Source organism: Agaribacillus sp. DX54, from assembly GCF_056858335.1.
Map to the genome: position 1 here is coordinate 21742 of NZ_JBXEQE010000010.1, position 24095 is coordinate 45836.

The following is a 24095-nucleotide window of genomic DNA, read 5'->3' on the forward strand; positions in this document are numbered from 1 at the left end:
CTGTGCTCTGGCTTTTTCTGACTTTGCGGAAGGGCATGCTTTTTATGTAAGGGTGGTTGATATAAAGGCCAGAAAAAATTGTTAATTATATTGTACAAAAAACTAAAATTATTTTGAATAGTAAATCGAAAGCATTAATTTTCTATCACCTTATATGGAAGGAGGAAGGGTTGGAAGAGTTCCGGTATAACGGAAACTACCCCCTGCCATTTCGAAATAGAGGATGTTCCGGTGTTAAAACCTTTGTAATCAACACAAAACTCCTGACAGAATTATATGATGATCAGGTCGATGTTGTCAATGTTCATATTAGGGATAATCACAGGGCATTAAACCTTGATAAAAGGGAAAAACAGTGGAAACCGGTATTTTAATTCCGGACTGATAATTGTTTAACCAGCTAAAATTATAACAATTTAAAGCCATAAAATATGAAAAAATTAACCCTTACCATTTTTATGCTAACGCCGTTCCTGATTTTTGGCCAGGTAAATACCGGCTATCAGGTACCACCCAGGGAAATTGCCGATCTGGTAAATGCACCACAAACGCCGGCCGTCACTGTCAACGCCAGAGGTGACTGGATGCTGTTGATGGAAAGGCCGGGCTACATCTCGATAGAGGAACTGGCCCAGCCTGAGTTAAGACTGGCAGGACTACGGATCAATCCCCGTACCAATGGGCCGAGCCGTGGCAGTAACTTTGTAAACCTGAAGATAAAAAGTGTTCAGGGTGACCAGGAACGTCAGATTCAGGGATTGCCTGCCCATCCCCTCATACAGAATGTAAGCTGGTCACCGGATGGTCAGAAAATAGCCTTTACCCTCATGAAAGATCAGGGTTTGGAGCTATGGATGGCTGATTTTAACGACGGCAGGGCACAACAGCTCACCGGACCGGTGATCAATGATGCCCTCGGTGGCACGCCCTATCAATGGTTTTCCGATAGCAAAAGGATAATTTTTCGATCCGTACTGGAAAACAGGGGAGATGCACCCGCCAGTTCCATCGTGCCCTCGGGTCCGACTATTCAGGAGACTTCCGGGAGAAAAGCACCAGTGAGAACCTATCAGGATTTATTGAAAAACAAACATGACGAAGAACTATTCGAATATTATGCAAGCGGGCAACTCGAAGTCATTAATCTTGAAACAAAATCCTTAACCCCTTTCGGTGAACCTGGCATTTATACCCAAATGTCACCGTCACCTGATGGGAAATATGTTCTGACAACGGTTGTTAACAAGCCTTATTCCTACCTGGTTCCGTTCAGCAGGTTTCCATTGAAGGCAACTGTGGTAGATGACCAGGGCAATTTGGTCAGGAAAATAGCAGATATACCATTGGCTGAAAGCATTCCCAAAGGCTTTGGAGCCGTCCGAACAGGTCCAAGGGCGTTTATGTGGAGACATGATCTTCCTGCCACCCTGTATTGGGCAGAGGCGCAGGATGAAGGGGATCCGGCTAAAGAAGTGGAAGTCAGGGACCAGTTATTTTACATGGAAGCCCCTTTCAACAAAGCTAAGCAACCAGACATATCCATGAATCTACGTTATGGAGGTGTTACCTGGGGAGATGATAACCTGGCGATTGTTTATGAATGGTGGTGGACTTCCCGAAAGCAAGTTACTTCATCCTTTTTACCCGGCAAGGCTGGTAGCAAGCAGGTGATATTCGATCGTTCCTTTGAGGACCGGTACAACGATCCCGGTACTTTTCAAACTACAGTCAATCAATTTGGTAAACGGGTATTACTCACTAATAAAAGAGGTACAAAGTTGTATCTGACCGGTCAGGGTGCGTCGCCGGAAGGCAATCAACCTTTTGTGCATGAGTTTGAGGTAGCTACCGGAAAAACTACCGGGTTATGGCGTTCGAAAGCACCTTATTATGAGTTTCCAATACGCGTGCTGGATGTTAACAAGAGCATTATATTAACACGAAGGGAGTCTAAGGAAGAACCGCCAAATTTTTTTCTGAGAGATTTGAAACGGAATAAAATCAGTGCTTTAACTGATATCGGGGATCCTTATCCGCAGTTAAAGGGCATAGAAAAACAAGTCGTTAAATATAAAAGAAATGACGGGGTTGATCTGAAAGGAGACCTGTACCTGCCTTTAGGCTATAAAAAGGAGGAAGGTCCGCTACCGGTTATCATGTGGGCCTATCCCAATGAGTACAAAAGCGCCGATGCTGCCGGCCAGGTTGAAGGTTCGCCTTATGAATTTATAAGGTTAGGCTGGTGGTCTCCGCTTTACTTTCTTACCAGGGGCTACGCGGTTTTTGACGACCCAAGTATGCCCGTCATTGGCGAAGGAGATGAAGAACCCAATGATAATTTCAGAACCCAACTGGTTAACAACGCAGCCGCTGCCATTGATAAATTGGTGGAGATGGGTATAGCGGATAAAGATAAAGTAGCTATTGGGGGGCATAGTTACGGTGCCTTCATGACAGCGAATTTACTAGCCCACTCCGATTTATTTGCTGCCGGAATAGCCCGGAGCGGAGCATACAACAGAACTTTAACTCCCTTCGGTTTTCAGGCTGAGGAAAGAACTTATTGGGAGGCGCCGGAGGTTTACTATACGATGTCTCCTTTCATGCATGCCGATAAGATTAATGAGCCGATGTTAATGATTCATGGAGAAGTTGACAATAACTCTGGTACATATCCTTTGCAAAGTAAGCGGATGTTTGCGGCCATGAAAGGTCTGGGAGGTAAAGCAAGGTTGGTGATGTTGCCTCATGAAAGTCATGGTTACCGGGCAAAAGAGTCAATCCTTCATATGTTGTGGGAAATGAACCAACTGCTCGAGAAGTACGTCAAAAATGGAGGTGAAAAAGAGATGGATACCTCGATTAATCTGGAAGGAGGGGAGAAATAACAAAGCTGGCCGACCGAAATAACAACTTATTGAAACTGGTACATCCCGCTCATACTTTTGTCATTGCCGGTATGAGCGGGATGAGGCTATATGATGGTAACATCTAAAGCTAATCCACGTTACTAAAGGGAAATCAAAGCTTTCATTAGGTAACAGGCAAACAGTATGATTCACAGGTATGTTAGGTGCAAACGGCTATTGATCACCCTCATCACAGGTATTTTTCTGTCGTCAGTTCAGGTTTCCGCCCAGGGATCACGGGGCTGGGAGTTGTTTGAAGGAGTTAAATTTGAATCACAATATGATGAGCGTATCGACGACTATCAATTGTTGCCCGAGTTTAGTGATGAAATCCTGGCCAAAGAGGGAACAGTCATAGAACTAACAGGCTATTATGTGCCGTTTGACCTGGAAGACGGTGCGGTGATTTTGTCACGATACCCTTATGCGCAGTGTTTTTTCTGTGGTAATGCCGGACCTGAGTCAGTTGCCGAGGTTTATTTTAAACAGCAGCAGGGAAAATTCCTTCCCGACCAGCTATTAACGGTTTCCGGCATCCTGAAACTCAACACCAATGATGCGGATCATCTTAATTTCATCCTGGAAGAAGCGGAGTTGATTGATAATTGACAATGGAAGATTGACAATGGACAATTGTTGGTGGGCGGTTAGTTTTTTTCAGATATTTAGTATTTTATCACTTTTTCCTTAAACGCCATATCTCATATATAGGGTCACCCTTGCTGCTTTTACCGGAATGATGCCAGTCACCGTCTTTTAGCTCAAACTTAAAGTCAAGAGAAGCCCCTACGCGCGTGTTATCGCGGGAGAAAAAATCGATGTTTTCTATGTACTTGCCCTTTTCAGAGGTGTACGTGCCCCCTCCGGTTCCCATAAATTGTTTGGTTGCTGTATTGTAGGCGATCCATTGAAAACGGGTACCTGAGAGAATTTTCATGGTCTTTCTGGGTCCTTCCTTGATTTCTCCCATCTCCTCCCCACGTTTTCTTCCGGTAATAAGCCAAGCACCGGCCAGGGCCCCCGGTTTATTGTTGTCAATCCTGGTAAAAGTCTTGTCTCCTAAAACCAGGTTTTTACCGTTCAATGAAAAATTTTTCTTCAACGTAGTGCCGACTTTTTCCGGGGAAAAGGTATTAAATTCTACAAGTTGTACCATTTGCTTGTTTTCAATTTCCCATGGTCCGCCTGAGGTGCCGGCGAAGGTTTTAGAGGCTTTATCAAATTTGGCGTAGGAATAGAAACCGTCGACAATCGTGATGACCGATTCCTGATTTTTCCAGGCCCCTAGTAATTTGTTCTTGTTTTGGCTGTAAACTGATACAGACAGCAGGTAAAAAAGAAAAAAGGCAGTGATGATTTGTTTCATGTCGAATGGTTCGTTGCTTCGTTGGAAAAACTAAAAATAACAAATCTTAAAGTGCCATTCAAAGTCTTGAAGGCTTATAACTTCAATGAGCTGCCAAAATCAGTTCATTTATACGATTATTTTGCTAATTTACTATATATATGGTAATTTAATATAGTTATGCAAATTCCCCTTTGTCCTAAGTGTTCGTCCATGCAGGTTATCAAAAGCGGCATTGTTGGCAACCGGCAGCGATTCCATTGCAAAAAATGTCGTTATCACTTTACTGTCAATAAGTTAGGAAAGCAAATTGATGATTACTATGTGATTAAGGCCCTTCAGCTTTACCTGGAGGGACTGAGTTATCGCGAGATAGAGAGGTTGCTGGGTGTGAGTCATGTGTCAGTCATGAACTGGGTAAAAAAATATCATATCAAGGCTCCGGAAAAATATGACTACCGGCCCACCTATAAGATTTTTAACCACGGTGAGTTGCAGGATTTTCTTGCTGATCCCGGAAATCTGAAAGGTTCCGGTATGGTTATCACCGAGTTGGGAGATAAATTCATGCTCATCAAATGGGAACGATTTAAAGTTTAAACTATAGAATTAGCAAAACTATGTAAAAGATTCATAGTTTTCGATTTTAATTCCCCACCTTGTACTTATTGAAATTTTAGGCGGCCGTCTTTTAACTAAAATAGAATAAGCTAAAATTTCAACTTTATGAAAGCAACTTTGAGAAACTATCAACTAATATTGTTAATACCTTTACTGATTTCCAGGGCATACGGACAAGAATCGGAAGTAAAAGGAGAAGAAGACCATTCCTACCAACCCTTGATATTGAAACTGGATGATGAAGGCAAGAAATATATCCGGTTTATTACCTGGCATCAGATATGGGCTTCTGAGGAGAATTTAAGTGAAGATCCGGGAGTCAGGATGGTCCTTCGCCGGTCGAGGTTTCTTACCTACGCGCAAATCTCTTCCCGGTTTATGATCCTGACCCACTTTGGCCTCAACACCCTGACAGGCTCCAATGCTGACCCTATTGGCAACAGAAACACCTCAGATGAGACCATTAACGGCCCACAGCTATTTATGCATGGTGCCTGGACGGAATTCAGGGTATCGGCAGGGGAAGAATTATTTATCGGGGCCGGCTTGCATTACTGGAATGGACTAAGCCGGTTAACAAGTGCCAGTACCCTTAACTTTATGACTCAGGATAATTACCGTCAGGCATGGGCGACTTTGGGTTTATCGGATCAGTTTGCCCGCCATTTGGGTGTTTATGCCAAAGGTACTTTAGGCAAATTTCATTACACCATAGCCTTTAATGAGCCTATTGAAAATGCTCTTGGGTCGGCCGATATTGCCGATCTTTCGGAAGGTTCCATTTCTTACTCGGGCAGAAGAATTTTGGGAGATGAGGCGGGGCTTGTCACCGAGGGGTATTTTGAATATCAGTTTTTGGATCAGGAATCCAAAAAGCTGCCTTACCGGGTAGGTACTTATCTGGGAAAAAAGAAAGTATTTAATATTGGGGCGGGATTCCTTTCTCATGCCAATGGCACAGTAAGGATTGAAGATGGCTTGCCACAGGGAGAAGATGTCTTTCACTATGCTGTGGATGCTTTCTACGATGCGCCGGTGGGAGAGGGTGCCATCAACGCCTATGCCTCGTATTACAATTTTGACTACGGCCCTGATTACTCGTTGGGCACTACCTACGGTACAGGTACTTCGTTTTATGGACAACTGGGCTATCTTTTCCCAGCATTCTCTGAAAAAGGCCGTTTAATGCCGTACGCGGCATACAGCAACCGGGATTACGAAGCTTTTGACAACCCGGGAAACACCATTCAACTGGGAGCGAATTGGTTCATCAATGGCCACCATGCCAAGATTACTTTGGAATTCAGATCTACGCTTTTGAATCACGATCAGCAGGAACCTGACAGGATAAACGGATTGGTACTGCAAACGCATATATTTTTATAGTAAACCATTCATTAACATGAACAAACAAAAGTTAAAAGAATACTGGAAAAGAAACTTAACGTATCTTATTGTTTTACTCGCCATTTGGTTTTTGGTCTCTTATGTACTGGGCATTCTGCTTGTCGAACCCATGAATGCCATAAGGATTGGAGGGTTCAAACTGGGTTTCTGGTTTGCCCAACAAGGTTCCATATACACGTTTGTGATATTGATATTTGTTTATGTACGCCTGATGAACAAGCTGGACAAGGAGTACGACGTTCATGAAGATTAATCTAAACCTGTAAATCACTGTAACTATGAATATTCAAGTATGGACATACATCATTGTGGGCATTACCTTCGCATTGTATATTGGCATTGCCATATGGTCGAGGGTGGGTTCTACCAAAGAATTTTACGTAGCAGGTGGCGGGGTGCCACCGTTGGCTAATGGCCTGGCCACTGCTGCAGACTGGATGTCGGCCGCTTCATTTATTTCCATGGCAGGGCTGATTTCATTTATGGGGTACGACGGGGGGGTGTATCTGATGGGATGGACAGGGGGCTATGTGTTGCTGGCGTTACTGCTGGCACCCTATCTCCGTAAGTTCGGTAAGTTTACCGTACCCGATTTCATTGGTGACAGGTATTATTCCAATGTGGCGAGAACGGTGGCGGTAATCTGTGCCATTGTGGTATCTTTTACTTACGTGGCCGGTCAGATGCGGGGGGTAGGTGTAGTTTTCGCAAGGTTCCTGGAAGTGCCTGTTAATACAGGTGTCTATATCGGCATGGCCATTGTGTTTTTTTACGCGGTGCTTGGAGGTATGAAGGGAATTACCTACACCCAGGTGGCTCAATACTGTGTGTTGATTTTTGCCTATATGGTTCCCGCTTTTTTTATATCGATACAGTTGACTGGTAGTTTTTTACCCCAAATCGGATTTGGAGGAACCCTGGCAGATGGTTCGGGCACCTACCTGCTGGATAAGCTGGACCAGTTGCATGTCGAACTTGGATTTGCAGAATACACGTCCGGTTCCAAATCTATGATAGATGTGTTTGCCATTACTTTTGCCCTGATGGCTGGTACTGCTGGCCTGCCCCATGTAATTGTCCGGTTTTTCACTGTGCCAAAGGTAAGGGATGCCCGGAAATCAGCCGGTTACGCCCTCGCATTCATCGCTATCCTTTACACTACTGCTCCTGCGATCGGCGCTTTTGCCAGGACCAACCTGATCGAGACTGTATCGGGCCAAAGTTATTCATCGGTTCCCGAATGGTTTATCAACTGGGAAAATACCGGACTGATAGGTTTTGACGATAAAAACGGCGATGGTAAAATACAATACGTCGCAGATACAGAAAAAAATGAATTGACCATCGACCGGGATATCATGGTACTGGCCAACCCTGAGATTGCGAACCTGCCCGATTGGGTGATTGCCCTGGTAGCTGCCGGTGGCCTGGCAGCGGCACTTTCAACGGCCGCAGGGTTGTTGCTGGTTATATCGACCAGTCTTTCCCACGATTTGATCAAAAAACAAATTAAGCCGGACATTTCTGAAAAAGGAGAGTTGGTTTGGGCCAGAATCGGTGCGGGACTGGCGGTTCTGATCGCAGGCTATTTTGGGATCAATCCACCGGATTTTGTGGCAGCTACCGTGGCTTTGGCTTTTGGCCTGGCTGCAGCCTCTTTCTTTCCGGCGATTATTTTGGGGATATTTGATAAAAGGATGAACCGCGAGGGCGCCACTACCGGAATGATCGTTGGTATCACCCTGATGTTTTTCTATATGGCAGTTTTTAAGTTGGGCTGGTTTGTGGATGAAAAACCCCCTGAATCTTCCTGGTGGCTGGGCATTTCTCCGGAGGGTTTTGGTACGATAGCGATGATGGTCAACCTCGTAGTATCCATAGTGGTATCACGATTTACTTCCCATCCTCCGGATAGCGTACAGCATTTGGTAGAAGAAATAAGGTTTCCCAAAGGATCAGGCGATGCCATTGATCATTAATTAAAAAGAAATCGTTAAATTTATTAAAGCGATGGCGTAGACAATAGCATTTTGTCATCGTCATCGTTACATCATTTATCTCAAACAGATTTGCATATGATTTCCAGAGGGACACAGGCATTGATCGTTATTTTTGTTATTTTTTCAATCCTTTTTCACGCCCCCGTGGTCGAGGTTTTCAACAATGTTGCTTTGGTTCTGGGGATCCCTGTTCTGTTCTTTTACTTTATACTGTCGTGGCTGGCGCTTATTCTTTGTACTTGGTTTGTTACCCGCAAGTTAAAAGACAAAGACCATGGAATTTAAATGGCTTGTTATACTTTTTTCATTCTTATACCTCGGCTTGTTGTTCGCAATAGCCTATTGGGCAGAGAAAAACAGGCATAGCCGGTGGGTCAATAATCCTTATATTTATGCATTGTCCCTGGCAGTATATTGCACAGCCTGGACCTATTATGGCAGCGTCGGAAGGGCGGCAAATGAAGGACTTGATTTCTTAACCACTTACATCGGGCCGATTCTGATGGCCCCTTTGATGTGGGTGATACTGAGAAAAATTATTCGAATCTGTAAAGTTCAGCGCATTACAACGATTGCCGATTTTATTTCCACCCGGTATGGAAAAGAACCTTTCCTGGGCGGCCTGGTCACCATGGTATGCGTAATAGGCGTTTTACCTTACATTTCCATACAAATCAAGGCCATCTCTGTAAGCTTTTCCACGTTGATGGGCACCGCGATATACCATAATGATGAGTTTTCTTTTTTTAATGATACGGCTTTCTATATCACACTCTTCCTGGTGGTCTTCACCATTCTTTTCGGTGCCCGGAAGGTCGATGCCAACCAGAAAAATACGGGGCTGATCGCTGCCATAGCTTTTGAATCTGTTTTCAAACTAATCGCCTTTCTCGTGACCGGGGCGTACGTGACTTTCTACATTTTCAATGGCTTCTCTGATGTTTTTACACAGGCCTCAGCGCTGCCGGGCTACGCAGAACTTGTTACCATAAACAAAGAAAACGGTTATAGTAACTGGATGTGGCTAAACCTGCTTTCCATGATCGCTATTTTGCTGCTTCCCAGGCAATTTCATGTTTCTGTGAAGGAGAACTGTCAGGAAGGGCACTTGAAAAAGGCCATGTGGCTCTTTCCCCTTTACCTGTTACTGATCAACATTTTTGTAATTCCCGTAGCCCTGGGTGGTAACTTACTTTTCCAGGACGAAATGATTGATCCCGATACCTATCTGCTGGCCATTCCGGTGAGCAACCATAACGCTTTATTGGCTATGCTTACTTATCTCGGAGGTTTGTCGGCTGCTACCAGTATGATCATTGTCTCTGCCACTGCACTGGCAGTGATGTTAAGTAACAGTGTTTTTATGCCGGTCATTTTGCGTAGCAAGAGGTTGTCTGCCACCTCTACAGATAACCTGAGTATGATCCTGGTGCGAAGTCGCCAGACGATGATCGTGTTGGTATTGTTGTTTTCTTACCTCTATTTCAAGTACATCAGTGGGCAGTTTTCACTGGTTTCGGTAGGGCTTATATCTTTTGCCGCAGTGGCCCAGTTTGCCCCCGCTGCTTTGTTGGGGATTTATTGGAAAGGGGCTACCCGTCGCGGGGCTGTCGCCGGCATAATCGCCGGTTTTGTCATATGGTTTTATACGTTAACTGTGCCGGCGATGGTAAGTTCGAATATTTTAGGTCAATCCATTTTAACTGAAGGACCATTTGGCATATCACTTTTGAAACCCCAGCAGTTTCTTGGCCTGACTTCCCTGAGCTACATTAACAATGGATTTTTCTGGAGTTTGTTTTTTAACCTCGTTACCTTCTTTGTGGCTTCTTTTTTTTCCGTACGCTCTACAAGTGAAACCAATCAGGCCGAGGTTTTTGTGGACATCTTCAAATATTCGACAGTGTATGAAAGCTCCATTGTCTGGAAAGGCACGGCATATGTCGAAGATATAAAATCATTAGTAAGCGCTTTTTTAGGTAAGGAACGGACTGAAAAAGCCTTTGGCCGGTTCATCGCTGACAACAACCTGGACACACAATCGGCTGAAGCGGATTTCAGAGTGGTAAATTACGCCGAAAAGCTACTCTCCGGAGCTGTAGGCTCGGCTTCTGCCCATGCACTTATTGCCACAGTGGTGAAAGAAGATCACATAGACCTGAGCGATGTGTTTAACATCCTGCAGGAATCACGGCAGGTGATATCAGATAACAAAGAATTGAAACAAAAATCCAAAGAACTTAAAATTGCCAGTAAAAAGCTGCGTAAAGCCAATGAAGAGTTAAAACGGCTGGATAAGCTTAAAGACGAATTCATCTCTACGGTAACTCACGAGATGAGAACCCCTATTACTTCCATCAGGGCGTTTTCGGAAATATTATCAGACAACCCGGCACTGGGCCTCGAGGAACGTTTAAATTTTCTTGAAACCATTACGAGCGAAACAAAGCGGATGGAAAGACTCATCAACCAGGTGCTGGATATAGAGAAAATGGAATCAGGCAAGTTGAAAATGGATCTCTTGCCGGTACAACTCAATGATATTGTAAATGATGCGGTAAATACGGTCAGGCAGATCGCCAGGGATAAGGGTATAAAAATTTCGCTCAACCTGTTACCCGGTTTGCCCCTTGTAAAGGGAAATAAAGATAGATTGATGCAGGTAGTGATCAATCTCATCTCTAACGCTATTAAATTTTGTGCTATTGAACAGGGGGTTATTGAGATTTCCACGAACAGTGGGCATGACGCTGTTAAACTGACGGTGCAGGACAATGGCCACGGTATTCCGGCTGAAAGTCAGGAGCTGATATTTGAAGCATTTTATCAGGGCAGGGATCAAAACCTTAAAAAATCGGAAGGAAGTGGGCTGGGATTGACTATCTGTAAAAAGATAATTGAAAGGCATCGTGGCAAAATATGGGTAGAAAGTAGTAAAAATAAGGGATCAATATTTACTTTTAGCATCCCTCTGGGTAATTTGCAGTGAAATGACGAGGGGAGATGATAACATATTAGATACCTATGAAAAAAGTACTTATTGTCGATGACGAACCCAATATCATTATGTCATTAGAATTTCTGATGAAAAAAAGTGGTTTTGAGGTGTTTATTGCGAGGGATGGTTCAGAGGCCATTTCCATTGTTGATAATGAAACGCCCCACGTCGTGGTTTTGGATATTATGATGCCAAAGGTAGATGGCTACAAAGTATGTGAATATATAAAAAAACAGAAAGGGCTCAGTACAAAGGTTATATTTCTGTCTGCCAAAGGAAAAGAAAGTGATATTCAGAAAGGATATGATTCAGGAGCAGATTTTTACATGACCAAACCCTTTTCTACAAAAAACCTGATGCAAAAGGTAGATGAACTAACAAATTAAATCCTAAATATTGGTGGCATATGAGTAATAAAATACAAACATTAAGCGGCTACATTCATGAATATTCGAAAAGTATTCAGGATCCGGAGAATTTTTGGTCCAGAATAGCCGATTCCTTCCATTGGCAACGGCGTTGGGACAGCGTGGTGGAATGGAATTTTGAAGAACCGAACATCAACTGGTTTGTCAATGCAAAGCTTAACATTTCGGAGAATATTCTGGAACGGCACCTTTTTATTCTTGGTGATAAGCCGGCAATCATATGGGAGCCCAATGATCCCGAAGAAGCCGGAAGAATCATCACTTATCGTGAGCTCTATGAAATGGTATGTCAGTTTTCGAATGCCATGAAAGCCCATGGCATCGGTAAAGGTGACAGGGTGATTATTTACATGCCCATGGTGCCCGAAGCCGCCGTGGCTATGTTGGCCTGTGCGCGGATAGGTGCGGTTCACTCCGTGGTTTTTGCCGGTTTTTCTGCCCAGTCACTGAGCGACCGTATTAACGACTGCCAGGCTAAAATGGTGCTTACTTCCGATGGCAACTTCAGAGGCAATAAGACTATTCCCATAAAAGAAATTGTAGACGAGGCCCTGAAGTCGGCTCCTTCAGCTGAGAAAGTGATTGTGCTGCAGCGTACAGGGCAACGGGTCGATATGCAGGATGGCAGGGATATCTGGTGGCACGATGCCATTACAGGTATGGCCAAAGAGAACAAAGCCGAAATCATGGATTCGGAAGACATGCTGTTTATCCTGTACACCTCCGGCTCAACCGGCAAGCCCAAAGGGGTAGTGCATACATGTGGTGGATATATGGTCTACACCTGTTATTCTTTTCAGAATGCATTTCAGTATAGTATAGGAGATGTGTATTGGTGTACGGCCGATATTGGGTGGATAACCGGTCACTCCTACATTGTTTACGGGCCATTGCTGGCGGGCGCCACCACCCTGATGTTCGAGGGAGTACCCACCTATCCTGATCCGGGGCGTTTCTGGAACATATGCGATAAGCACCGGGTAAATCAGTTTTATACAGCCCCGACCGCTATCAGAGCCCTTCAGGTATTCGGTACGGAGCCCATCGAACCTTATCGACTGGATTCGCTGAAGGTGATTGGTTCTGTGGGTGAACCTATCAACGAAGAGGCCTGGCACTGGTATCATGACCATGTAGGCAAAGGGAAATGCCCGGTGGTAGATACCTGGTGGCAGACCGAAACAGGGGGAATTATGATTTCTCCTATTGCCGGTGTTACCCCTACAAAACCTGCTTACGCCACCCTGCCATTGCCTGGAATTCAGCCTGTTATTGTCGATAACAACGGTAAAGAACTGACCGGCAATACGGTAGAGGGCAATCTCTGTATAAAATTTCCCTGGCCTTCCATGTTGCGAACCACTTACGGGGACCATGAGCGGTGCCGGCAGACCTACTTTTCGAGCTTTAAGGGCTACTACTTTACGGGAGATGGCGTGAAAAGAGACGAAGACGGCTACTACCGTATTCTTGGTCGTGTGGATGATGTCATCAACGTTTCAGGCCACCGCATGGGTACTGCTGAAGTTGAAAATGCCATTAACGAACATCCCAAAGTTATCGAATCGGCAGTGGTAGGTTATCCGCATGAAATCAAAGGGCAGGGCATTTATGCTTACGTAATTTGTGATATGGAAGGCAGGTCTGAGGAAAACCTGATCAATGAAATCAGGGAAACCGTAATAAAAATTATCGGCCCTATTGCCAAGCCTGACAAAATACAGATTGTTCCCGGACTTCCTAAAACGCGATCCGGTAAAATCATGCGTCGCATTCTCAGAAAAATTGCTTCAGGCGATATGGCCAACATGGGGGATACGTCGACCCTTCTTAATCCTGCTGTAGTCGAGCAAATTAAAGAAAAGGCTTTAACACCCTCTTGAAACGCCTATGCCGGCCAATACCATTGTTCACCGGGTATTTGATTTTATCAGGAAAAACCCTCCCTTTTCCCTGGTGGATGATGGCAGGTTGCTGGAAATTGCTGCCCTGATAAAGATCAAATATGTCGAGCCCGACCAACTGATTTTTAATGAGCGGGATCCACCCGGTGAGTTCATCTACCTCGTGAGGGAAGGTTCGGTAAAGCTTTCCCATAACGGTGATATGGTTGACATCTGCGATGAGGGTGACCTTTTCGGTGTGCGGTCTATGTTAAGCCGGAAACCATATGTGCTTACTGCCATTACGATGGCGGAAACTTTGCTTTACCTGATTCCGGTCGACGCTTTCAGACCGGTTTTTGAAAACAATCCCGAGGTAGCCCTCTATTTTGCTGCCGGTCTCGCAGGTGGTCAGGCAGTGTTAAGGGATGAGGAGCAACTATTGAATATCCGGGATAAATACCAGTGGAAATCCGGCCCTGAGATGCTGGGAGCAATTCCTGCAACTACACCGCTCATTGCCTGCCAAAAAACTGACGCTGTCAAAACGGTAGCACAACTTATGAGCAGGCATGACATTGGCTCCATGGTGATTACAAACGATTCAGGCTATCCGGTAGGCATTATTACCGATACTGATTTAAGAAAAAAAATAGCGACAGGTGCTTTTGATGTAAATATCCCGGTTGAAAGCATCATGAACCATCCTGTGGTGACCGTCAGAAAGGGGGCGTCATTTATTGAGATGATGATCACCATGATGACCCAAAACATCCACCATCTTTGCGTTACGGAAGATGGTTCTGCAGAGAGCAAGGCTATTGGTATTTTTTCTGGCAAGGACATGTTGCTGGAGCAGGGAAATCACCCCGCCATCATTGTTAAGAAGATTGCGAAGACCCATGACATTGCCCAACTGTCTTACCTCCGCGACAAAGCGGAAAAATTGCTGGAAGCCTACCTGGATCAGGGGGCAGGCATTACTTTTATCGCTCGTGTGCTTACTATTGTGAATGACGCGCTGATAAAAAAGGCTATCACCCTCGCCCTTCGTACCGCGGGCCAGCAGTTCGAAGACCCGAAACTGGGGTTTTGCTGGCTTTCCCTGGGGAGCGAGGGACGTGAAGAGCAATTGCTGCGCACTGACATAGACAACGCAATTTTATATGAAGATCCACCTGATGAACAACAGGCAATAGCCAAGGCCAAAACGTATTTTTTGCATATCGGCCGTTGTGCCAACGACATTTTGATGCAATGTGGTTTTGAAAAGTGCCCGGCAGACATTATGGCCAGTAATCCGGATTATTGTCTTTCCCTTAGTGAATGGAAGAAAAAATTCGGGCATTGGATTAAAGTTCCGGAACCACAGGCATTGATGAACAGCACCATATTTTTCGATTTTCGGGCCGTTTATGGAGACATGGCCTTGGAGGCAGCCCTCCGGGATTTTCTGATAGAAGCCATTGGCCAGGGTGGCACCTTCATCAACCACCTGGCAAAAAATGCCCTGGGCAACCCACCCCCGCTTACTTTTTTCAAAAATTTCATAGTAGAAAGGGGGGGTGAGCACAAAGATGAATTTGACCTGAAAAAGAGAGCCATGATGCCCCTTGCGGATGCGGCCAGGGTGTTGATACTGAGCCATCGGCAACTGGCTGTGCATCACACTGCGGAACGGTTCAAAAAATTGATGCATCTGGAACCGCAAAAAGGGAAGCTTTTTGAGGAAGCCGGCATGGCCTATGAATGGCTGATGGGGCTTAGAACCCGGTTTGGGCTCATGAATAACGACTCAGGCCGGTTTTTGCCAATCGCTTCACTCAACAAAATAGAAAAGCAAATGCTAAGAAATGCTTTTGTACCCATCAAGGAATTGCAGCAATTGATGGAGGTAAGGTTTCAGCTTGATTACTTTCCATCCTGATGTTTGATTTTCTGACTAAAAAGAATAAAAAGCCGCTTTTTTTGGAAAAGTATGAAAAACGCTTTAGCCGGAAAATACCTGGAAATACTGCTTTGGAGGCGTTGCGATTTGTGGTTATAGATACGGAAACTACCGGCCTGAACCTGACCAGGGCACAACTTTTGTCTTTTGGCGGAATAGCGGCAACCGGTATGACCCTGAACCTGGCCGATAGCCTGGAAATTGTTTTTCGCCATCCGCATGTGGTGGTCAGTGAAACAGCCCGAATCCATGGTATTTTAAAATCCCATGTCGAAAGAGGCATGGCTCCCGGTCCTGCATTACGTGACATCCTTGATTTTATTAAAGATTCGGTATTGGTAGGCCATCATATGGATTTTGACAAAAAAATTCTTGAGAAAACCCTGCAAAACAGCTTTCCCAGTTCAAAAATCAAGAATAAAATGTTGGATACTGCCAGCCTTGCCCTGCGGTTAGAACATTTTAATGACGGCTACATTTATAAACCGGAAGACTACACGCTGGATGCACTTTGTGACAGATACCGGATACCCTTAAATGACAGACATACGGCAGCAGGAGATGCCTTTATGACAGGGCAGTTGTTACTTAAGCTATTAAGCCAATGTAAGACAAGAAAAATAGGTTCACTGAATGAACTACTCAAAAAACCTGGGTTTTAGCAAGGTGCAGACCTTGGAGCAGGGTTTTATTGTCAGCTTTTGCCGGTTTAATTCACTGACCGGTCACCTCTTTAAACACTGCAGGATATTCTTTCAGATCAAATCCCCAGAAAAGGGGCAGCAGGGTATATACAATCGCGGTAACAAGTAGAATCGATAAGACATTCATCCAGATACCAACCTTTACCATATCCGGGATTCTCAAATATCCCGAACCAAACACCACCGCATTGGGCGGCGTGGCCACCGGAAGCATGAAGGCGCAGGAGGCGGCCACAGTGGCAGCTACCATCAGGGTGTATGGGTGCACATTCATGGACAAAGCCATCGGTGCCAAAATAGGAAGCAGCATGGAGGTGGTGGCGAGGTTGGAGGTGATTTCGGTTAGAAAGTTGACAGCAGCAATTAAAATCAACAAAACCAACAGGATAGTAATGCCTTGCAACAAGGTCATTTGACTGGCAATCCATACGGCCAGCCCGCTTGTCTTAAATCCTTCTGCCAGGGCCAGTCCGCTACCGAAAAGCAGCAGAATTCCCCACGGCAGCTTCACCGCCTCGTCCCAGGTGAGAATCCCTTCCTTCCTAACGCGGGAGGGCAATAAAAACAAGATAATTGCCCCACAGATGGCAATGATGGTATCATCGATACCTTTAATAATTTTACTTAACAAAAAAGAACGGCTTATCCAGGCTGTAGCTGTAAAACCAAAAACGGTCAAAACCAGTTTTTCCTCAAAGGTAATGCTGCCCAGAGAGACCAGTTGTTGCCTGATCTCTTGTCGTCCGCCGGGAAATTTTTTGTGGCGCAGTTGAAAAGCAAATCTGACCAGGTACTGCCAGCAGATAAACAACAGCAGCAGGGAAATTGGAAGGCCAAAAGTCATCCACATGGAAAAGGTGATCTCCACCCCATATATTTCAGAAACCACTCCGGCCAGCACCAGGTTGGGAGGTGTACCTACTAATGTGGCTATTCCACCAATGGATGCGCTGTAGGCGATGGACAGCATCAGGGCTTTGCCAAAAAGTGAACGGTCATCCTTGGGGGTGTGCTGGTTGTTGTCCAATTGGGAAATAATGGCCATACCGATAGGCAGCATCATCACAGAGGTAGCTGTATTGGAAATCCACATGGATAAAAATGCTGTGGCGACCATAAAACCCAGAATAATGTAAGAGATATCGGTACCAATGGCATTGATGATGTTAAGGGCAATCCGTTTATGTAAGTTCCATTTTTCAATGGCTATGGCGATGATAAAACCGCCCGCGTAAAGAAAAATATATTTATGCCCGAATGATGCGGCGGTGCTTTTTACATCCAACCCACCGGTTAACGGAAAAAGTATAATAGGCAACAGAGAGGTTACCGCAATAGGAATGGCCTCGGTGATCCACCAGATAGCCACCCACAGGGTGGACGCCAGTATGGCCCTTGCTTCATAGCTCAATCCTTCGGGATGGAAGAGCCAGAGAGTGATTGCGAAGGCCAGTGGCCCGGAAATAAGTCCGATTTGTTTGCTGCTGATTTTCATGATAGTAGGATAAAGGTTGCCTGTTTAAACAGGCTAATCTATGCTTACTTATTTAATTCTCAAAATATCAATAGTGGCTAAAATCTTTTAGATTGAAAAAAAAATAGTTAATTTGAAGTGATTAATAAGAAGATGACAGCTTTAAGTACTAAAATAATTCAGTACTTTTGTTGTTACAAGCGTATGAATACGACCAGAAGCAAGTAATAAACGATTAAATATTTCTGACAACTAACAGGAATACATGTTTAAACATCTATATTTGCCAACAAGATAATCAGCAATGTCCCGGTTATAAAATCATGAATATCATTTAATTCTATTTATAAACTAATTAATCAGTTACCATGAAAAATTTAAGTTCTTTTTTAAAGGCCCTGTCTTTTTTAAGCCTGGCTTTAATGTTTACGGCATGTAACACAGGTACGAAATCAGACACTGCCACTACCGAAGCTGCGGAGGAAGCTGCTGCGCCTGCGGAAGAGAAAATTAATATTGCCAATGCCCCGATTGATCTGGCTCAGAGCTTGGTGGCCTGGAAAGGGGAAATGTTAGGGGTGTATGCTCATGAGGGCACCTTAAAATTTTCCGAAGGTACTGTCACAGTAAGTGACGGTGAAGTTACCGGTGGAAATTTTGTCGTAGACATGACCTCTATGGTGCCTACTGACGACAATTTCAACCCCGAAGAAGGAAAAACCAAGGAAAAACTCGTTGGGCACCTGTCTTCAGATGACTTTTTTGCCGTTACCGATAATCCTACAGCATCTTTTACCATCAACGAGATCAGTGGCAATACTGCCAAAGGAACTTTGACGGTAAGAGGAAAAACAGGGGAGGAAACAGTTGAAAACCTTTCCATTACCAGGGAAGGGGATAAGGTTAAACTCACTGGTACGTTAAAATTCAACCGTAAGAATTACGATGTTGCTTTTGACCATCCGGTTCAGGAAATGGTCATCTCCGATGAGGTGCAACTGAACATAGAATTACTGGCAAGCAGCAGCAGTAGCTAGGATTTTAACCCAAATAGCGCCAGCGTCCGTGGTTGTTGTACAATGTTTTCAGCAAAGTTCTTAGTGTCTCTTCGTGTCTTGGTGCCTTTGTGGTTAAAAAAGGGGCACCACAAAGGCACCAAGACACGAAGAAATACAGCGCTTTTCACCGATAAAATAAAAATACAGGTACCTTGTTAAGTTGTGCAACAGCCAAACCACAGACGCTGGCACTTTTATCTTTTTTTTCAGACACTACCACCCGGCATTTTGCATCAATACCCCATTACTGGCCTCAATTTCATGGGGCGGTAGCGGCCATACATGATGAACCGCAGGGTCGAACCGGGGCCGGGCCGGCCATGCTTCACTGTTATCATGGCTGTGAAGGGGTTGTGCGTAAACATCGTTGGCGTCTCCCCACCTTACCAAATCAAAATGCCTGTCACTCCATTCACCTGCCAGCTCACACCTTCGTTCATGTTTCAAATCCTTCATGGTAGCACCTGTCAGTGGATTGAGCCCCGCCCGTGTCCTTACCTCATTTAATGGTGCATCGCCGTTTTTACCATCAGCAATAAGTGCTTCCGCCTTAATGAGCAATACTTCGGCATAACGCATCAATGGCACATTCAGGTCACAGGTTGGTTTATCCCCGTTTGGGTTCAGCCTTGCCGCATCCTCAAAAGGTTCGGTATATTTCCCAAACATATAGCCTGTTACATTGTTCGAGGACTGATACCATGTGAAATCTTCACCCATGTACCTGAATACAGTGCCTTCCCGGAAAATGGTCACATCCCTTCTTGCGTCCTCTTCGGAATATTCATCGAACAATTCCTTTGTCGGTTGATAATACCCCCAGCCGTTATATTTGCCCCATCCTTTGTTTTCAAACATAACACCGGGCAAAATGCTGCCGGTTTCGGTATTGGATACTACCGACCAGATATACTCACGGCTCCAGTTATTGGCAGCCGAAAAAACAGCCCTGAAATCTTCAGCAGGATTACTTGTATCGATCAGCCCATGTTCACCCGATTCGATGACCCTGTCCGCAGCTTCCACAGCCCTGGCATATTTGGAAGGATCGAATTGGGCCCAATACAGATACGTTTTGGCCATAAAGGCATTGGCAGCGCTTTTATGGGCCCTTCCTCGATCTGCCGCCTCATAGCCGGAGAATACCGGAAGCAACTGAGCGGCCTTTTCAAATTCACCAACGATGTATTCATAGTTTTCCATAACATTGGCCGCCCGGGGCAGATTAAACTCCAGCGGTTTTTCCCTGTCAATGATTGGAATACCCGCCCTGGAATCACCGTACCGGTACGCAAGGTCCAGGTACATGAGACCGGAAAAGAAATAAGCTTCGCCCATGGCCTGGTCTTTCAAGACCTGGCTGATGTTCTCCATCTCAGGAACATTGATGATAATATCATTGGCCCTTTTGATAATTTTAAATTTGTTAGCCCAGATATTCCGGGTGTACCCTTCATTGCCGGTACAAATGAAATTTTTTATTCTGTCCGGATCTGATTTTACCCTGCCGGTGACCATATCGTCGCTGGCGTTGATGTACCAAAAGAACCCCCTGCCATACATATCATCCCAGGTTAGTGGTTCGTACATGGAATTGACTGCTGCCAAGACATCTGCCTCGGTTTTCCAGAAACTGGCAGATGATGGTTCACCGTAGGGGGTCAATTCTAAAAAGTCTTCTTCACAGCCACAAAATGCCATTATTATCAGGCTGAGCAGGATGGTTATTATTTTTTTCATTGCATATGTGTTTTAATACATGGATAGTGAGATATGAATTTATCTCTTAAAACTGAAGATTGATTCCGGCTATGAAACTGCGGGATTGCGGGTATCTTCCAACATCTATGCCGTTGCCTACGATTACTTCCGGATCCAGCCCTGTATATTCAGTAATTGTAAACAGGTTGGTAGCAGTAAGATAAATTCTAAGATGGCCGATGCCGGCATTATCCATCAGTGGCATCGGCAGTGAATAACCTAAAGTGAGATTTTTCAGCCTTAGATAAGAAGCATCTTCAAGATACCAATCCGATACGGTCCCAAAGTTATTGTTATCATCGTTCAATGAGATTCCGGGGATAGCAGATCCCGGATTGGCCGGGGACCAGGCATCCTGAATGTCCGACAGCATGTTATATCCCTGAGTGGGTTTCAGGGTGCTGAATTTTAAACCGTTAAAAACCTTCACATTTTCTACCCCCTGAAAGAAAAGCGTCAAATCAAAACCCTTATATTCAAAGCGGGCGTTTACTGCGTATGTAAAATCGGGAAAAGCATCTCCTTTGAACACCCGGTCATCCTCATTGAGCCTGCCATCACCATTTTGATCGACAAACCTCAAATCGCCGGCCTGCGCCAGGGGTTGGATCAAATCGCCGTCCGGTCCCTGGTGGGCATTCACTTCTTCGGTGCTTTGAAAAATACCATCGGTTTCAAACACGTAAAAAGAATAAAGTGCATGGCCCACTTCCGTTCTCAGGGGATTTAATATGCCTCTTACGGCGTTGTTATGCTGAATGTAATCTTGATTGTTTCCAAGGCTTGTCACCTCGTTTTTAATAGAGGATATATTGGCTGATATATCATAGCGGAAATCTGCCTTATGCTGATGATAACCTAACGTAAGTTCAAAACCTGTGTTTTTGACAGACCCCACATTTTCAAAAGGGGCATTTCCCACGCCAGCGGAGCCACTTATTGGAATTCTAAGAAGCATGTCGTCGGTTTCTTTAATAAAATAGTCAGCACTGATCCTCACCTTGTCATCCAGGAAACTGGCATCGATACCGATGTCTGTTTGTGTGGTAGTTTCCCAACGTAAGTCAGGGTTGGCTATTCCGTTGATAGCAAAACCATAATATTCATAGGATGCAGGATCCCCTAACAAAGCCCGGGTGCGGGTCAGGTTCACCGAAGTAGCATAATCTCCCAAAACGCCCAGGTTACCGATTTCTCCCCAGCTAGCTCTTAGCTTAAGATCGTCGATGAAGTCAGTATTCCCTAAAAAAGGCTCATTGGAGATTTTCCAAGCTGCCGAAATGGAAGGGAAAACACCGTGTCGGTTATCTCTGGTTAATTTAGAAGTGCCATCTCTGCGTACCGTTCCTGTCAAAAGGTATTTATCTTTGTATGCATAATTAATCCTTCCTAATAATGAAATCAACCGATTTTCGGTTCTGCCACCTTCAGGTTCGTCATAAGGACCGCTGGCATTGGGAAAGAATCTTCTGTCCGGGTGTTCATCCTCAAAACCCCTCGCGGTCATTCTAAAAAACTCAACCCTGTTTTCCTGTACCATATACCCGCCAAGAATATTGATGTAATGATGGTCACTGATGAATCTTTCAAAGCTCAGCGTATTTTCTACCACATATGAATTGGTTATTTCATTGGATTGGGTTAACTCATTAAAATTGAATATCTTACCTGGTTCTGTGACTTTGGAGATGAAGCGTTTGGCAGTGGTGTTTGCTCTTGTCAACCCAACGTTTAACCGGTATTTCAGGCCCTCGATCATCTCGTAGTCGGCAAAGATGTTACCAGATAAGGTGGTAGTAGGGCGCCGGTTATCCAACCGATTAAGATAAGCTACAGGATTGATTAAATCACCATAAGACCCGGCATAAGCCAAGTTATCACGGGGGGTCACCCCACCATACAGGTTACCGGCTTCGTCTTCCCACACCACCGCGCTGGGAGGATAGTATACGGCCGAGATGATAGCCCCGGTGTAGGCGGAGTTTGTCTCTACACCATAGTTTCCATCTGTGAAAAACAAAGAAAAGTTTTCTCCAACCGTTATTTTGTCATTAAGTGTAAAAGAACTGTTGAGCCTTAAAGAATATCTTTCGGCTTCCGTATTAACCAAAGTACCTTCTATCTCCCTGTAACCCAGCGAGGCCAGGAAGACGCCATGATCACTTCCCCCACTTACTGACAAATCATAGTTCTGCATGGTGGCTTTCCGGAATATTTCATCCATCCAATCGGTACGGGTGACGAATCCGTAAGGGTTTTTGGTCTCATCGATATAATCCCGGCGAGGGTCATCAGCCGCAAATCCGGCATTGTCGAATGCCAGGTTCATGACATCCGCATATTCCCTGGCATTGAGCGGGTCAAGGGTTTTCCAGGCTTCCTGAAATCCATAATAGCTGTTAATGGCTACTTTGGGTTTTCCGGATTCCCCTTGCTTGGTCTCGACCAATATCACACCGGCCGCGGCCCTGACGCCGTAAATAGCAGCCGCTGAAGCATCTTTGAGTACGGATATGGACGCGATATCCACCGGGTTAGGCAACGGGGCACCCGGGACACCATCGACAACGTACAGTGGCTCTTCATTAGAAAGCGTGCCAATACCCCGCACCCGGACAATGGGTGCCTGGGTCGGGTCACCGCCGTCATTCACAACGGTTACACCTGCTACATTACCCTGCAATATCTGCTGAGTGCTGTTGATAGGTCTGCTGGTAATGTCCCTTACCGCTTCAACTTCCTCCACAGCCCCTGTCAAATCTTTCTTTTTTGTATTGCCATATCCCACCACCACTATTTCTTCCAATTGATCCAGATCGGGTACCAGGTTTACCTCAATGAATGTTTGAGCACCCACAGTAAGCTCGGCCGATACAAATCCCACATAACTTATAATCAGGACAGCATCACGATTGGCCACTTCAAGGGAAAAGCCACCCGCTAAATCCGTTACTGTGCCCACATTCGTACCCTTGATCAATACATTGGCCCCGGGTATGGGTTCTCCGGTCTCCGAGTCTGCTACTTTTCCTTCGACATGCTGATCAACGGGCCTGCTGATTTCCTGAACCGGTTTTTGCCCCTTTTCGGTTTTACTTACTACAATCTGGTGGTTTATTCTTATAAATTTGATTTTTAACGCCTTTGAAAGTTTCAAAAGCATACCCTCCAGGCTTTCTTTTGGCGTGTCAATGTTTACTTTTCTTTTTACAGGAATTTTTTTGGGGTTAAAGGAAAACCTGAATTCAGTTTTTTCCTCTATAAGCCGGAAGGACTCCTGCAATGAAATGTCCCCGGCATCGATGCTCAGGTAAACCGATTTTAGCTTTTGTGCATTAGCAAAATCTGAGCTAAACACCAGTGATACCAACAAGGTTTGAAGTAAAATTCCGAGTAGAAGATTTCTTGACATCTTAATCAAAAGATTAATAGATCTTTTTTTCATAAATTTGAGCGTTTAAACAGTTTCAATACTTTTTTAAACAGGTTTTAATCCGGGCCAACTATGGTGACGCATAGAGGCACGAAGACGCTTAAAACCAATTTTTGAAGTGCCTGT

General features: G+C 44.8%; 17 protein-coding genes. 13 read left to right on the forward strand and 4 right to left on the reverse strand.

Annotated features, from left to right (window positions below; translation table 11 throughout):
• Positions 1-113: 113 nt before the first annotated feature.
• The 3 genes from AC04NP_RS12845 (at position 114) to AC04NP_RS12855 (ending at position 3518) form a co-directional block, all read left to right on the forward strand.
• A complete protein-coding gene (locus tag AC04NP_RS12845) occupies positions 114-374 on the forward strand; it encodes a hypothetical protein (RefSeq protein ID WP_482860161.1) in 261 nt (86 codons plus the stop codon).
• Between the two features lie 57 nt (positions 375-431).
• Positions 432-2888: a S9 family peptidase gene (locus tag AC04NP_RS12850; protein ID WP_482860162.1), complete on the forward strand. Its 2457-nt coding sequence runs from the start codon at positions 432-434 to the stop codon at positions 2886-2888.
• 165 nt (positions 2889-3053) lie between these two features.
• Positions 3054-3518, forward strand: coding sequence for a hypothetical protein (locus AC04NP_RS12855; protein ID WP_482860163.1), 465 nt, complete (start codon positions 3054-3056; stop codon positions 3516-3518).
• 67 nt (positions 3519-3585) lie between these two features.
• Here the strand turns inward: AC04NP_RS12855 and AC04NP_RS12860 are convergent, their stop codons facing one another.
• Positions 3586-4275: a membrane or secreted protein gene (locus AC04NP_RS12860; RefSeq protein ID WP_482860164.1), complete on the reverse strand. Its 690-nt coding sequence runs from the start codon at positions 4273-4275 to the stop codon at positions 3586-3588.
• A gap of 159 nt (positions 4276-4434) precedes the next feature.
• Between AC04NP_RS12860 and AC04NP_RS12865 the strand changes: the two genes are divergently transcribed.
• The 9 genes from AC04NP_RS12865 to AC04NP_RS12905 all read left to right on the forward strand — a co-directional run bounded on the left by AC04NP_RS12865 (position 4435) and on the right by AC04NP_RS12905 (position 16201).
• Complete coding sequence (locus AC04NP_RS12865) at positions 4435-4854, forward strand: IS1/IS1595 family N-terminal zinc-binding domain-containing protein (protein WP_482860165.1); 420 nt, start codon at positions 4435-4437, stop codon at positions 4852-4854.
• A 126-nt stretch (positions 4855-4980) separates the two neighbouring features.
• Positions 4981-6261: a porin gene (locus AC04NP_RS12870; RefSeq protein WP_482860166.1), complete on the forward strand. Its 1281-nt coding sequence runs from the start codon at positions 4981-4983 to the stop codon at positions 6259-6261.
• Between the two features lie 16 nt (positions 6262-6277).
• Entirely contained in the window at positions 6278-6535 is a 258-nt protein-coding gene (locus AC04NP_RS12875; protein WP_482860167.1) for a DUF4212 domain-containing protein, read from the forward strand.
• A gap of 25 nt (positions 6536-6560) precedes the next feature.
• On the forward strand, positions 6561-8261 hold the full coding sequence (locus AC04NP_RS12880) for a sodium:solute symporter family protein (RefSeq protein ID WP_482860168.1): 1701 nt from the start codon (positions 6561-6563) through the stop codon (positions 8259-8261).
• 295 nt (positions 8262-8556) lie between these two features.
• A complete protein-coding gene (locus AC04NP_RS12885; protein WP_482860169.1) occupies positions 8557-11271 on the forward strand; it encodes a sodium:solute symporter family transporter in 2715 nt (904 codons plus the stop codon).
• Positions 11272-11306: 35 nt separating this feature from the next.
• On the forward strand, positions 11307-11666 hold the full coding sequence (locus tag AC04NP_RS12890; protein ID WP_482860170.1) for a response regulator transcription factor: 360 nt from the start codon (positions 11307-11309) through the stop codon (positions 11664-11666).
• 20 nt (positions 11667-11686) lie between these two features.
• On the forward strand, positions 11687-13591 hold the full coding sequence (gene acs / locus AC04NP_RS12895; protein ID WP_482860171.1) for an acetate--CoA ligase: 1905 nt from the start codon (positions 11687-11689) through the stop codon (positions 13589-13591).
• Positions 13592-13598: 7 nt separating this feature from the next.
• The gene (locus tag AC04NP_RS12900; protein WP_482860172.1) at positions 13599-15518 is read left to right on the forward strand and encodes a DUF294 nucleotidyltransferase-like domain-containing protein; all 1920 of its coding nucleotides are present in this window, start codon (positions 13599-13601) and stop codon (positions 15516-15518) included.
• Positions 15519-15559: 41 nt separating this feature from the next.
• Complete coding sequence (locus tag AC04NP_RS12905; RefSeq protein WP_482860173.1) at positions 15560-16201, forward strand: 3'-5' exonuclease; 642 nt, start codon at positions 15560-15562, stop codon at positions 16199-16201.
• 52 nt (positions 16202-16253) lie between these two features.
• Here the strand turns inward: AC04NP_RS12905 and AC04NP_RS12910 are convergent, their stop codons facing one another.
• Positions 16254-17738: an SLC13 family permease gene (locus AC04NP_RS12910; RefSeq protein WP_482860174.1), complete on the reverse strand. Its 1485-nt coding sequence runs from the start codon at positions 17736-17738 to the stop codon at positions 16254-16256.
• A gap of 347 nt (positions 17739-18085) precedes the next feature.
• On the opposite strand from AC04NP_RS12910, the gene AC04NP_RS12915 reads away from it, so the two are divergent.
• Positions 18086-18754 (forward strand): YceI family protein, encoded by a 669-nt coding sequence (locus tag AC04NP_RS12915; protein WP_482860175.1) that lies wholly within the window; start codon positions 18086-18088, stop codon positions 18752-18754.
• Between the two features lie 234 nt (positions 18755-18988).
• On the opposite strand, the gene AC04NP_RS12920 is transcribed toward AC04NP_RS12915, so the two are convergent.
• Together AC04NP_RS12920 and AC04NP_RS12925 are read right to left on the reverse strand one after the other, a co-directional pair.
• On the reverse strand, positions 18989-20515 hold the full coding sequence (locus AC04NP_RS12920) for a RagB/SusD family nutrient uptake outer membrane protein (protein ID WP_482860176.1): 1527 nt from the start codon (positions 20513-20515) through the stop codon (positions 18989-18991).
• 46 nt (positions 20516-20561) lie between these two features.
• Complete coding sequence (locus AC04NP_RS12925; RefSeq protein ID WP_482860177.1) at positions 20562-23981, reverse strand: SusC/RagA family TonB-linked outer membrane protein; 3420 nt, start codon at positions 23979-23981, stop codon at positions 20562-20564.
• Between the last annotated feature and the right edge of the window lie 114 nt (positions 23982-24095).

What these genes read in the sequence shown, in the direction of transcription:
- acs (WP_482860171.1), top strand. Translation starts at nt 11,687, where the DNA reads ATGAGTAATAAAATACAAACATTAAGCGGCTACATTCATGAATATTCG.
- AC04NP_RS12865 (WP_482860165.1), top strand. Translation starts at nt 4,435, where the DNA reads ATGCAAATTCCCCTTTGTCCTAAGTGTTCGTCCATGCAGGTTATCAAA.
- AC04NP_RS12890 (WP_482860170.1), top strand. Translation starts at nt 11,307, where the DNA reads ATGAAAAAAGTACTTATTGTCGATGACGAACCCAATATCATTATGTCA.
- AC04NP_RS12925 (WP_482860177.1), bottom strand. Translation starts at nt 23,981, where the DNA reads ATGAAAAAAAGATCTATTAATCTTTTGATTAAGATGTCAAGAAATCTT.
- AC04NP_RS12915 (WP_482860175.1), top strand. Translation starts at nt 18,086, where the DNA reads ATGAAAAATTTAAGTTCTTTTTTAAAGGCCCTGTCTTTTTTAAGCCTG.
- AC04NP_RS12875 (WP_482860167.1), top strand. Translation starts at nt 6,278, where the DNA reads ATGAACAAACAAAAGTTAAAAGAATACTGGAAAAGAAACTTAACGTAT.
- AC04NP_RS12870 (WP_482860166.1), top strand. Translation starts at nt 4,981, where the DNA reads ATGAAAGCAACTTTGAGAAACTATCAACTAATATTGTTAATACCTTTA.
- AC04NP_RS12855 (WP_482860163.1), top strand. Translation starts at nt 3,054, where the DNA reads ATGATTCACAGGTATGTTAGGTGCAAACGGCTATTGATCACCCTCATC.
- AC04NP_RS12920 (WP_482860176.1), bottom strand. Translation starts at nt 20,515, where the DNA reads ATGAAAAAAATAATAACCATCCTGCTCAGCCTGATAATAATGGCATTT.
- AC04NP_RS12910 (WP_482860174.1), bottom strand. Translation starts at nt 17,738, where the DNA reads ATGAAAATCAGCAGCAAACAAATCGGACTTATTTCCGGGCCACTGGCC.
- AC04NP_RS12900 (WP_482860172.1), top strand. Translation starts at nt 13,599, where the DNA reads ATGCCGGCCAATACCATTGTTCACCGGGTATTTGATTTTATCAGGAAA.
- AC04NP_RS12880 (WP_482860168.1), top strand. Translation starts at nt 6,561, where the DNA reads ATGAATATTCAAGTATGGACATACATCATTGTGGGCATTACCTTCGCA.
- AC04NP_RS12850 (WP_482860162.1), top strand. Translation starts at nt 432, where the DNA reads ATGAAAAAATTAACCCTTACCATTTTTATGCTAACGCCGTTCCTGATT.
- AC04NP_RS12860 (WP_482860164.1), bottom strand. Translation starts at nt 4,275, where the DNA reads ATGAAACAAATCATCACTGCCTTTTTTCTTTTTTACCTGCTGTCTGTA.
- AC04NP_RS12885 (WP_482860169.1), top strand. Translation starts at nt 8,557, where the DNA reads ATGGAATTTAAATGGCTTGTTATACTTTTTTCATTCTTATACCTCGGC.